At 41.9% G+C, this 12632-nt stretch carries 9 protein-coding genes and 1 pseudogene; 3 read left to right on the top strand and 7 right to left on the bottom strand.

Annotated features, from left to right (window positions below; all coding sequences use genetic code 11):
* Window positions 1–77 precede the first annotated feature (77 nt).
* The 4 genes and pseudogenes from argC to rpiA all read right to left on the bottom strand — a co-directional run bounded on the left by argC (window position 78) and on the right by rpiA (window position 4017).
* Window positions 78–1133 carry an N-acetyl-gamma-glutamyl-phosphate reductase gene (gene argC, locus ACF8FD_RS10960; protein ID WP_171522870.1) on the bottom strand — a complete coding sequence of 352 codons (1056 nt, stop codon included), beginning with the start codon at window positions 1131–1133 and terminating at the stop codon, window positions 78–80.
* Window positions 1134–1240: 107 nt separating this feature from the next.
* A pseudogene (locus ACF8FD_RS10955) lies at window positions 1241–2353 on the bottom strand (GGDEF domain-containing protein).
* Between the two features lie 181 nt (window positions 2354–2534).
* Entirely contained in the window at window positions 2535–3218 is a 684-nt protein-coding gene (locus tag ACF8FD_RS10950; protein WP_148825882.1) for a SprT family zinc-dependent metalloprotease, read from the bottom strand.
* A gap of 127 nt (window positions 3219–3345) precedes the next feature.
* Complete coding sequence (rpiA, locus tag ACF8FD_RS10945) at window positions 3346–4017, bottom strand: ribose-5-phosphate isomerase RpiA (protein WP_125273336.1); 672 nt, start codon at window positions 4015–4017, stop codon at window positions 3346–3348.
* A gap of 107 nt (window positions 4018–4124) precedes the next feature.
* Here rpiA and ilvA point away from each other — a divergent pair, with 107 nt between their 5' ends.
* Entirely contained in the window at window positions 4125–5663 is a 1539-nt protein-coding gene (gene ilvA / locus ACF8FD_RS10940) for a threonine ammonia-lyase, biosynthetic (RefSeq protein ID WP_205667953.1), read from the top strand.
* A 40-nt stretch (window positions 5664–5703) separates the two neighbouring features.
* Here the strand turns inward: ilvA and ACF8FD_RS10935 are convergent, their stop codons facing one another.
* Window positions 5704–6198: a hypothetical protein gene (locus ACF8FD_RS10935; RefSeq protein ID WP_062033183.1), complete on the bottom strand. Its 495-nt coding sequence runs from the start codon at window positions 6196–6198 to the stop codon at window positions 5704–5706.
* Window positions 6199–6347: 149 nt separating this feature from the next.
* Between ACF8FD_RS10935 and ACF8FD_RS10930 the strand changes: the two genes are divergently transcribed.
* Together ACF8FD_RS10930 and ACF8FD_RS10925 are read left to right on the top strand one after the other, a co-directional pair.
* The gene (locus ACF8FD_RS10930) at window positions 6348–7001 is read left to right on the top strand and encodes a TrkA family potassium uptake protein (protein ID WP_058869788.1); all 654 of its coding nucleotides are present in this window, start codon (window positions 6348–6350) and stop codon (window positions 6999–7001) included.
* Window positions 6998–8347, top strand: coding sequence for a TrkH family potassium uptake protein (locus tag ACF8FD_RS10925; protein ID WP_234304846.1), 1350 nt, complete (start codon window positions 6998–7000; stop codon window positions 8345–8347). Before ACF8FD_RS10930 ends, ACF8FD_RS10925 begins: the two co-directional genes overlap by 4 nt.
* 61 nt (window positions 8348–8408) lie before the next feature.
* On the opposite strand, the gene ACF8FD_RS10920 is transcribed toward ACF8FD_RS10925, so the two are convergent.
* Complete coding sequence (locus ACF8FD_RS10920; RefSeq protein WP_392453386.1) at window positions 8409–9554, bottom strand: phospholipase A; 1146 nt, start codon at window positions 9552–9554, stop codon at window positions 8409–8411.
* Window positions 9555–9571: 17 nt separating this feature from the next.
* A complete protein-coding gene (locus ACF8FD_RS10915) occupies window positions 9572–12511 on the bottom strand; it encodes an insulinase family protein (protein ID WP_234304845.1) in 2940 nt (979 codons plus the stop codon).
* Between the last annotated feature and the right edge of the window lie 121 nt (window positions 12512–12632).

Genomic DNA, 12632 nt, shown 5'->3' with positions numbered 1-12632 from the left:
TCATCTCTTATTTTGATTCAATTCAAAACACACATTTAAATCGAAATCTAAATGTGTGTGAAGTTTTAAAACGTTTTTTATGGTAATAAACCAATTCCGTCTAGGCCTGCAGTTTCAGCAAACCCAAACATTAAGTTCATGTTTTGAACGGCCTGACCTGCTGCCCCTTTAACTAAATTGTCTTGTACAGAAATGACCACTAATTTTTTCGGTTGTGGTTTATACAGCGCAATACGTAGTTGATTTGCACCCCGCACAGAACGTGTCTCTGGTGAACTTCCCGCAGGCATCACATCGACAAAAGCTTCATTGGCATAAAACTGTTCATATAAACTTTGCACATCAGCAGCTTCACCCGCATCGGTTAAGTCCACATAAATCGTGCTCAGCATGCCACGAATCATGGGCACCAAATGCGGAACAAACAAAATGTGGTTAAACACCTCTTTTAAGCCTGAAATATTTTCCAACGCTTCCACAATTTCAGGATGATGACGGTGACCTGCAACGCCATAAGCTTTGAAATTATCTGCATTTTCAGAATAGATCATACCAAGGCTGGCTTTACGACCTGCACCAGACACACCCGATTTTGCATCAATAATAATACTTTCAGGTTTAACCAATGTGTCGTTTTGCTTAAATAACGGCGCTAAACCCAGTTGTACTGTCGTTGGATAACAACCAGGGTTACCAATGACATTGGCTTGTTTAATCTGCTCACGGTTTAATTCTGACAAACCATAAACCGAGTCTTTCAGTAGCTCAGGGCACGCATGTTGCATACCATACCATTTTTCAAACTGTTCTAAGTCTTGTAAACGAAAGTCTGCGGCAAGGTCAATCACTTTAGTATTTGCAGCCACCAGCTCTTCGGCATACTTCATGGCAACGCCATGCGGTGTCGCAAAGAACACCACATCACATTTTTTCAGTTCATCAATATTCAAATCTGAGTATTTAAGTTCGGTATGTCCACGTAGGCTTGGGAACATATCATCTACACGGCGACCGTCTTCTGTACGCGATGTTAATACGCTTACTTGCACATTTGGGTGTCGTAGTAAAAGACGCAACAATTCAACGCCTGTATAACCTGTACCGCCGACAATACCAACTGAAATCACGTGTATTACCTCAAACTTAAACTGTCCATTTCGTAACTGCCTAGTATGACAGGAAGTTTCTGCTTTCTAAACTGTTTTACTTGGAATTTATGCGTTTTTACTGCTATCGACACCTAATGAGACACATCCAATAGGCTCTGTGCAGGCTCAAAACCAATCTGATTTCGCCCCGCATGTTTCGCCTGATATAACAATTGATCGGCAGCATGTATGGCGTATTTTAAGTTGGAATGATGTACTGCAGCCAGTCCAAAACTTGCTGTCACGGCAATATTTTTTGAGGATAATCGTGCATCGGCAATACCTAAACGAATACGATTGACAATATTTTAAGCCAGCATGGGGTCATCAATTTGCAATAAGACAATGAACTCTTCCCCGCCAAAATGCCCCACCAAGTCGTGCGCACGAACATTTTGCCCAATAATTTCACCGACTTGTTGTAAAATTTGATCACCCACCAAATGCCCATAGGTATCATTTATTTTCTTAAAATGGTCAATATCACACATGAGCAAGAAATAAGGTTGTTTAGAGAGCTGATGCAACTTTCGTTTAGCGGTTTCGTTAAAGCCACGTCGATTGAATAAATGTGTTAGCGGATCTCTTAGCCGCTCATCATTGAGTTGATGGATAATATCGCGTACCAAGGTTCCGAGCAGCACTATTGCAAACCACATACTTAAGATAATGCTCGCAGCAAGCATCATCAGCCACCAAACTGAATTTGCCAGCATGTCTGCTTCGATATTTCTTAAAAAGAGAAAAATAATGATTCCGCGAACAAAGGTATACAGCACAATAAACAAGTAAGAAAAATCGACTATTTTATTGAGCAAATCAATCCCTTGATAATGTTTAAACATTGAAAACAAAACCAAAGACTCAACTAATGCAATTGAAATGTTCAGAATCAGCATTCTGATCCACAGTTGATCATCTACATAGGAATAATAACTGAGTGAAAGTAAAGCCATCACGACCAAGGCCAAACACCAATATGGACGTGCATTGGCATTCTTTCTTAAGCCCATGGCATAGGCGCTGGCCCATGCACCAAACAAATACATACTGCCTAAAATGGGTGCCGACAAAGCCAACTGCTTATTCGACATAAAACTTTGTGCCGCCACAGAAAACGAAGGCACAATATATCCAAGCCCGAGCCACAATAAATATGAGGGAGCTCTAAAAGCAAAATGACATATTAAAAGCAAACTTCCCATTAAAATCAGGCAAGCTGGAACGATTAATATAAAATAGTGGATATCTGTAAAATTCACATTTGAGGTCTTTGGACTGAAATTGAGGAATGTTTACCTTAGATCATGAAGTTTAGAGCATTTTTTGAATAACGCTCAATCGGTCAAAAGAAATTATTTTTAAATTTTGCACGTAAAATTAACTTTAAACGCTTGCCCACCAATACGGCAATGCGGTTGTTTTTAAGGTTTTTCGATGCTGTTGAAAAGCGGCATCATATTTAGCAACTTCAGCCCAAAAACGTGCACTATGATCAAAATGTTGCGTATGTGCGAGTTCATGCACACAGACATAACGGGTAATGGCTTCAGGAAACAACACTAAAGCACTGTTAAGCATAATGTCGTGTTTGGCACTACAACTCCCCCAGCGGGTCTTGGGTTGACGAATTGAACATTGTGCAAATTTTAAACCAGTTTCATGACTAATCTGTTGCAAATAAATAGGCAAGTGCTGTTTGGCATATACAATCACAAAAGATTTTAAATAACTTTCAGGCTGACGGTCACTGATCCAAAGCTGGTGATTATCCTGATCCAAAATATACGCATTTTTTTGTGTTTTATAGCTCACCGTTAAAGCATTTTGGCGATTAAATAAGCGCAACTCTATGGGAAGGGTTTGATCTATCTGTAGCAGACTGGCTTGTTGCTTCTGCCACGTTTCAACCATCCACTGTTCAGATTGATTTAAAAAATCCTGAATTTGCCGTTTGCTACAAAATTTAGGCACGGTTAAACGAATTTGAGTCGGTTCAACACGAAGTCGTAACCGGGTCGCACGTGCATGATGGGTGATTTGAATTTCAGGTAGGTCTGCTAAGGTCATTAATATTATTCTTTTATTGAATCATCCTCCCGACCCTCCTTTTGAAAGGAGGGAGAAAAACATAAGATAAAAATGTTTTTGCTTTTAGCCCCTCTTTTTCAAAGAAGAGCTTAGGGAAGATTTAAAATTAAACAGCGGTACGTTCTTCAATACCGCTGTCTGTTGCAACAACTGCCACATCTGCTTTATTGATTGCAAAAATACCATTACACACTACACCTGGAATGTCGTTAATGGTTTTTTCAAGCTCAAGCGCATTTAAGATGTTCAGGTTATAGACGTCTAAAATCACGTTACCGTTATCCGTCACCACGCCTTCACGGTAAGCAGGATCACCACCGAGCGCTACAATTTTACGTGCCACAGCTGAACGAGCCATTGGAATCACTTCAATCGGAAGTGGGAAGTCACGCCCCAATTGATCAACCCACTTAGAATCATCAACGATACAAACAAATTTTCTCGCAATTGAAGCCACAATTTTCTCGCGAGTAAGTGCGGCGCCACCGCCTTTGATCATATGCATATGACGGTCAATTTCGTCTGCACCATCGACATAGGCATCTAAACCGCCGACAGAGTTCATATCAACCACTTCAATGCCTAATCTCTTTAAACGCTCAGCCGTTGCTTCTGAACTTGCCACAGCCGCTTCAAGCTGAAGTTCTGGTAAAAGTTCAATTAAGAAATTAACGGTGCTGCCTGTACCCACCCCTAAAATGCCACCTTTAGGTAAGTGCTTTAAGGCAGCTTTTGCAGCAGCTTGCTTTTTTTCATCTTGGGTAGCATACAGACTCATAATTTGGCTCAACTATTTTTTGACATTTGTTGCTGATTTTACAGCCCAAATGTACAGGGGTTTGTTACAATGATCTTCTATTTTAAACTGTTAAATGGGAAATTAACATGCTGTCTCGTTTGGTTCGACAAATATTACAAGCAACAGTCTACGATGTTGCAATCGAAACTCCACTCGAAGCGGCACCTCGAATTAGTGAGAAACTCAATAACAACATTCGTTTCAAACGCGAAGACTTACAACCCGTCTTTTCATTTAAGCTGCGCGGTGCCTATAACCGCATTAGCCAACTTCCTAGAGCTCAACTTGAACGTGGTGTGATTACTGCATCTGCTGGCAACCATGCCCAAGGTGTAGCACTGTCAGGTAAAAAACTCGGCATTCGTGCCATTATTGTGATGCCGAAAACCACCCCAGATATTAAAGTCCAGGCGGTCAAACGCTTAGGCGGTGAAGTGGTTCTCCACGGCGACTCTTTTGATGTTGCAAACAAATACGCAATTCAACGTGCCGCAGAAGACGGTATGAGCTTTATTCCACCCTATGATGATGAACTGGTCATGGCAGGTCAAGGCACGATTGGCAATGAAATTTTGCGTCAATGGCGCGATGTCGACTACGTTTTCGTCGCTGTGGGTGGTGGCGGTTTGATTGCTGGTGTAGCAGCCTACTTAGGCGATGTTGCACCACATGTCAAAGTCATTCCTGTTGAGTATGACGAATCTGCCTGTTTAAAAGCCGCATTTGAGGCGGGTGAACGTGTGGTGTTGCCTCAAGTCGGTCTATTTGCCGATGGTACGGCTGTCGCGCAAATTGGTGAAAAACCATTTGAAGTGATTCAATTACAAAAGTCGGATAACTCAGGCCCGATCGTTGAACGTGAAGTGGTTTTGGTCAATACCGATGAAATTTGTGCCGCAATTAAAGACACCTATGATGAATGCCGTAGCATTGTTGAACCATCAGGTGCAATGGCCTTGGCAGGGATTAAAAAATATGTTGAAACTCACGAGTTGATTGGGCGAAACATCGTCTCAATTGTATGTGGTGCCAACATGAACTTTGACCGTTTACGTTATATTGCAGAACGTACTGAATTGGGTGAACGTAAAGAAGCTATTTTTGCTGTGACCATTCCAGAGAAAAAAGGTTCATTCCTGAATTTCTGCCGAGCACTACAAGGTCGTAATATCACCGAGTTTAACTACCGTGCGAGCGATGCCAGTGCAGCACAAGTCTTTGTCGGGATTAGCTTAAAAGGCGGCGAAAAAGAGCGTCACGATATTTTTGAAGCGCTGAAAACTCAGTTCGATGTCGATGACTTATCTGATGATGAAGTGGCAAAACTGCATATTCGCTACTTGATTGGTGGTCATGCAGACCTTGAAAATGAGCGCTTGTTCCGTGTTGAGTTCCCTGAACGTCCAGGTGCGCTGTTAATGTTCCTCGAACGCCTTGGCCCTACGCATAACATTACCCTATTCCACTACCGCAACCACGGTGCTGCGGAAGGTCGTGTCCTTGTTGGTTTAGAGGCAAGTGATGCTAAACAAAACCCAGATGGTTTGATTGAAACCTTAGAAAGTATTTCGTATCCATATGAAGAAATTACCAATAACCTAGGTTATCAACGTTTCTTAAAATAAAAGATTCAATACATACATAAAACCGCCCTTCGAGGCGGTTTTATTCTATGAGCTGCATCGGCTCTTCATCACCGAACGTGTGATTATATGTAACAATAATTCTATCGATCAGCTCATCATTATGCGGTACCAACAGCCAATAAGGGTTTTCCCGCTCAATAACCAGCAAACTGAGTTCATATGGCTCGATAAAAATTTTAATGTGGTTAAAAATAACATCAAAACTAAACTCAAAATCATAACCATGCATGTCTGAGGTTTCTTCTTCCTCACTGTCATACATTTGATAAAAAGACGCCATATCATCATTAATTTGGTTTTTCAGCTCGTCTAAGTCAATACCTAACTGTTGGAGTCGATGGCATTCATCAATACCATTTTGTCGAAAATCATCGAGTTCTATTTTTTGAATGTTTGAATAATCGCTATTCAACCAACGTACAAAGTGCTCGAACTCATCTTGTTCTTCTGGAATTGCGGTATCATTCAATTCTGGAAACGCGATCCTGAGGGATTCATACAGTGTCTTCCGCATTTATATACTCCTTTGGATGAGTGATATATTGGTATAAGGCAAAGCGCGGTTGAGCGAAAATAGCGTGTCTGTATAAAGATGACATCTTGTGAAATTTGGCACAACATTCGTTAACAATCGATGTATAAAAAATTTAAAGGAAAGATGACATGGCGCAATTTGCAGTGATTGGTTTAGGAAGCTTTGGAGCCACAGTTGCAACTCAACTCATTGAACTGGGACATGATGTCATTGGTATCGACAGTGAAAAAAAATATGTTGAAAATATTTCTGAGCAGGTGACCCATGCTGTCATTGCCGATGCAACAGATGAACATGTCCTCGATGAATTAAATATTAAAAACTGCGATGCCGTGGTGGTCGCAATTGGTGAAAATATTGAAGCCAGTATTTTGTGTGTACTGCACCTCAAAAATATTGGGGTTGAAAAAATTTGGGTCAAAGCCAAATCGAAGTCGCACCATATGATTTTAAGCCATTTAGGGATTAGTAAAATTATTCACCCTGAAGAGGACATGGGCGTGCGGATTGCGCAGTCTTTATGCTACCCCATGGTCAGCCGCTATATGGCACTTGAAGATAACCACTATATTGTCAAAATTGAAATTGATGAAAAACTACAAGGGACTCGCTTCCGCCAACTGATGGATCAAGCACCTGATGTGAAAACCTTACTCCATAAACGTGGCAAAGACGTTTTGTACAGCATTGACCCCAATTTAATTTTACAAGTGGGTGATATTCTAGTTGTTGAAGGTTTAGTTGAAACATTACGTCGTCTTTCAGCACGGTTCAAATCATGAAAAAAGTCAAAGAATGGCAAACCCCCAAAAACAGCACCATTAATTTAAGCCCGCCCAGCCTGCTGGCTTTGGGTTTTTTGAGCTTTATTATTATTGGGACTCTATTATTAAAGTTACCCATTTCACACTACGGTGAACTCAGTTGGATTAACTCTTTGTTCACCGCCAGCTCAGCAGTCACCATTACGGGACTGTCTGTGGTGAATGTCGGTGAAACTTTTACCGTAACAGGTAAAATCATCATCATGCTACTGATTCAAATTGGTGGCTTAGGCTTTATGACTTTTGCAATTTTAGCCGCACTGAGTCTGTCGACCAAACTCGGTTTAAAGCAACAAATCATGGCGCAAGAGACCATTGGTCAAACCAGCTTATCCAAAGTATCCTTCACCATTAAAGGTGTACTGCTATATTCCTTCTTTTTTGAGGCGATCGGCACGGTTATTTTGACCATTGCATGGTTAGAAGATTACAATTTCAATCAAGCTCTGTTTTATGCGGCTTTTTATAGTGTATCCGCATTTAACAATGGTGGCTTTTCACTGTTTCCCAACAGTCTAATGAACTTCTCGGGTCAGTATCTCATTACCTTTACCATCAGTATGCTATATATCATTGGTGGGACAGGTTTTGTGGTGTTAATGGACATTAAGCGCAGCAAGCGCTGGAAAGGCTTAAGTACCAATAGCAAACTGATTTTATCCACCATTGCCGGTTTGAACCTGATTGCTTTTGTTCTTTTATGGACGATTGAATCGAACAATCCCCTCACTTTAGCGCCAATGAGCTTAGGTGACCAAGCTTTAAATGCATGGTTCCATGCCACCGTGCCTCGTTCATCGGGTTTTAACAGCCTCGATTTGGCACAAATGAAAGATGCCTCGACCCTCGTGACCATGTTACTAATGTTCATTGGGGGCGGCTCGATGAGTACCGCAGGCGGGATTAAAGTAGGTACTTTTATTATTGTTTTACTCAGCGTGATTAGCTTCCTTCGACGTGAAGATGAAATTCGCGTGTTCAATCACTCCGTTTCTCAGAAAACCTCTTTCAAGGCGATGGCTGTTGTCTCTATTACCGCGGCACTTATTTTCTTAGGCATCTTTAGTTTATCTTTAATCGAACCTAATCATCAGTTTATGGATTTGTTATTTGAAGCCATTTCCGCTGCTTGTACTGTCGGTTTGTCACGTGGCATCACCGGTGAACTTCAACCTGCAAGTTTATTTATTCTGATGCTCTTGATGTTTGCAGGTCGTTTAGGTCCTTTAACGCTAGCCTACCTAATTGCGACACCGAAAAAGAGCCGCCTAAAACACCCAACTGCCGATATTCAAATTGGTTAAAACACCTAACACTTAAACATAAAAAACCACGTATCAAACGTGGTTTTTTTATGTTTCTAAATTAGTACCAATTCATTAAGGAAACACCCAAGCCCACATAAGTCGCTCGGTGGTTATAATCAATTAAGCTTTCGCCATAACCATCAAATAACTGCAAATGGCCACGCAACTTCCCTGAAATAGGGAAAGCCCAGTCAAACTGTGCAGCACCACGTGAATCATCACCACCTTTTAAACTATGGCGAAGCATGAGTGAAAAATCATGTTCATTCCAACGGTAGAATGCAGTTAAGTCACCCCGTCCGACATAATCCTTAATATCAGGGTTATTATCATCACCTGCATCTTCGTCTAGACGGTACCAAGGGCGCAGCATGAGCGCAAAGTTGTCTCTTTCAAAACCCACATTCAACATGACACGGTTCCAACTACGTGACAGCGGATCGGAACGACCATTAGACTGGTGGTTGAAAGTTAATCCCAGTAAGCGACCATTTAAACCCAACAGTTCATAATTGGTACGGAAAACCAAACTGGCTTCAGGCTCATAGTTGGTTTCACGGAACGGACGTGATTCTTCACCGTTATACACCTGCCAACGAGAAGACTGGGTATAACCCAACCAAACATCGCCATTGTCTCCAAATAAGTTCTCGACTGCTTTGGTTTTTAAAGACAGTTGAAATTTCGCTTCCATCGACTTCAGGTTTTGCTCTCGATCGGCATTTACAGTATTGTTTTCATTTGGGCTCGATGGACGTTCATTTTTATCTGTCGTCCAAAAACCAGGCATTAAGTACACAGGTTGATAAGCACGAATATTCCAAGTCCCTAATTTACTTTCGGGTGAAAGCTCCCAACGGCTATCCATTAAAGATAAATTCGGGGATATTTTAGGACCTTCAGAAGCGAAAACAGAGCTCACACCTTGTGCAATCTTCCCTGTGATATTTTCAGGTTCTGGCGCAATTTCCATGGCTGCACGTTGCTCAGAAACAATGCGCGGCTTTACTGCTTCAGGAATTTTGAATAATGCATCATAACAAGCCAAACGGTCTGCATTAGATGCTAATGCAACACATGCCTCGGCTGTTGCAGGAGTTGCAGGTACTTCGGAAATTTGTGCATGTGTTTTAGCGACACCCAAAGTACTGAGCACAGTCATGCTCAGTACTAAAGTTGAACGCTCAAATGATTTGAACGCCATATGACCCTCTTATTGTTTTACTGAACTTGTTGAATACTAAAACCTAACTCAATTAAAGTATCACGCTTCGCCATAGGTGCAACCACGGCTTTCGTTGGTTTTTGTTCAAGCAAGTATTGTACCGCCACACGTTGCAAGTCCTCTAAACTCACAGCCAAAAGACGGCTACGTAACTGCTTACGGAAGGCTGGTGTACGTGCATGTAAAAGTGCATAACATGCCGTAATCGCTTCACCCGCTGGTGAACCTGGTTTGTCCATACCCGCAATCAAACCTAAAATTGCTTCTTCAAGCTGATGAGGCTTTTGCTCAGTATTGAGCAACCATTGCACACTGGCTTCAAAGTCATTGAAGGTTTCAGCCAAACGCGGGTCACGATAGCTATAGAAGCGGAATGAACATGCATTGCCGTCATAGCTTGCGCCACCACCATAAGCCCCACCTTTTTCACGAATCGCACTGTGTAAGAAACCATTACGCAAGTACGCTGCCAGTACCATTAGCGGTGCAGCATCTGGATGTGACACCTCAACGGCTTGATAAGCCGATGAACAGAATTGAACATTGGCTTGAATTAACCACGCCTCATCTGCATCGGTATCGATCTGCTCAGCCGTTTTCAAACTCACAGTTTGCTCAGGAATGGCTAACTTGTCCCACACATTTTGAACTTCTTCAACCAAACGGTCTGACTGATGTTCTTCACAAACCAGTAAGAACTGTTTTGGTGCTTGTAAAAGTTTCAAATGAATCGCTTTTAATTCATTGATCAAATCATCATAAGCTGCTGCATCTTTTTCAATACGGCTGACTAAATCGCCTAACCAGTTTAATGCACCCAAGCCTGTGTTGTGATAATCACGTTTTGCCAAAGCACTGTGGTTACGTCCTGCAATTTGCATGGCATAACTGTGTCCTGAACCTGACAGACGAGATGCCCAACGCGTTTTACGTTGTTGCAATAACTCAACAATTCGATCTTTTTCGTCAAAACGCAGTTGTTCAAATGCCAGTTTCAACAAAGCGATACTGTCAAAATTACTCACCAACGATTTTGTGGTCAGCGTTAACCATGCACTGATTTGATTTTTGTCATTTACTTGAGAACGTAAAGAGGCACCCATACCTAAACCACCACTCACCGCAGTTTGCAGTTGTTGTAGTTCTAGATAGTCATATTGACCTGCACCAACTTCACCCATCAAAATGGACAGCAAGTTAAAGTAAGGCGACTGCACTACATCTTGCGGAATTTGGATCAGCACTTGATTGTAGTAAATGCCGTTCGTACCTGCATGATAAAGATTTAACGGATAATCGATACGATTTGAGATAATCTCACGCAACTGCCCTTGTACGATTTGCAGTTCAGCAGGCACATCTTCCAAACCCACTTTTGGCAGAAGGTTAAGGTCATCTGGGGTATCTTGACGGACTTTGAGTGCTTCAGTTTGTGCTTCAATTTCTGCTTTTTCAGCGTCTGTTAGCTGCGCACCAATTTCGGCTAAACGTGCTTTTTCTGCCGCCGCTTCCACCGCTGATTTATTGGCATCAGGCACCAAAGTCATTTGTACACGGTGCGGGTTATCAATCAAATAGGTTTTGATTAAGTTTGACAACCACATTGGATCTTTCAGTTCTTCTTTTACCGCAGCAATGGCTGAGTCCACATCCCATACAGTGACTGGGTCGCTGTGGTGAATCGCACTGCCCAAACCATTTAAAATCAGGCTTAGACCATAAGGCATGCCGTCGCCATTGATTTCACGTTGGTGCAATTCAATTTGATGTAAAATCGCATCGACCATGTTTTGATCGACAGGTTTTGCAGCAACGTCTTCCAAAACTTTAAACACACCTGCTTTAAACTCAGCTGCATGTTCTGGGTTTGAACCCTGTACGCCACAGTAGAAGGTCATTTCATAATTTGAATCATCTACTCCCATAATCGGGCCAGTAGACTGTGCATAACCACAGGTCTCAAGGTAATGACGTAACGGAGAAGCCGAATCTTCTAACAATACACCTTCGACAAGGCGCATACCTAAGCGTAGTTTGATCTCACTGGCTTTAGGCAATAACCACGAAATGATGTGATAAGTTTTGTCTTTTAAATCTTCTGCATCTACCGCATAGGTTTCAGTCACTTCTAGCGGCGCAGTCAAACGGCGCTCTTCTTTAGAAAAGAGCGTTTCACCTTTTGAAAACTTGGCCAAGGCTAAAGTTTCAAACTGCTCTTGTAGATTGTAAGCAGGCTCATTACCAAAGGTCATGAAAACTGCGTTACTTGGGTGATAATGCGACTTGTAGAAATCCACCAACTCAGGATAAGTCAAGTCTGGAATATCTTTAGGGTCGCCACCTGAGTTGTAGTGATAAGTGGTTTCAGGGAATAAGTGGTGCGCTAACTGATGATACAACTGGTCTGAAGGCGAACTCATAGCCCCTTTCATTTCGTTGAAAACCACACCTTTATAAACAGGCTCACCGTTTTCAAGCTCAATGCGGATCCCTTCTTGGGCAAAATCCAACGGATTCAAATTGGCTGCAAAAGCCGCATCTAAATACACTTCGAGTAAATTTTGGAAATCTTTTTTATTCTGAGTCGCAAATGGATACGCTGTCCAGTCCGCCGCAGTAAAGGCGTTCATAAAAGTATTCAGTGAGCGACGAATCATTAAAAAGAACGGATCACGAACAGGGAATTTTTCCGAACCACACAGTGCTGTGTGTTCTAAAATATGCGCTTCGCCTTTTGAATCCATAGGTTGGGTGCGAAATGCAACCAAGAATACATTTTCATCATGATTGGTGGCCAAGTGATAATGCACTGCCCCGGTGACTTTATGTTTATATTCAGACACTAAAATGTCTAAAGCTTCAACATGGTGTTGACGTACCAACTGAAACGCAGGATGTACAGTTTGAGAAATGGTTTCAGTGACATCTACAGTCATGTGATCTCCTAACAATAATTAATACACTGCCTGCATTATAGCTGTAGTTGTCAAAAGATTTCACGCTGAAAACCCGAGTAATTTGCTGGAAATTTGAAAAGCATATCACTGCTTTCCAAAT

Origin of the sequence: Acinetobacter sp. TYF_19 (assembly GCF_043105125.1) — a bacterium.
Taxonomy (GTDB): Bacteria; Pseudomonadota; Gammaproteobacteria; order Pseudomonadales; family Moraxellaceae; genus Acinetobacter; species Acinetobacter johnsonii.
This window is presented reverse-complemented; position numbering and strand designations above follow the sequence as displayed.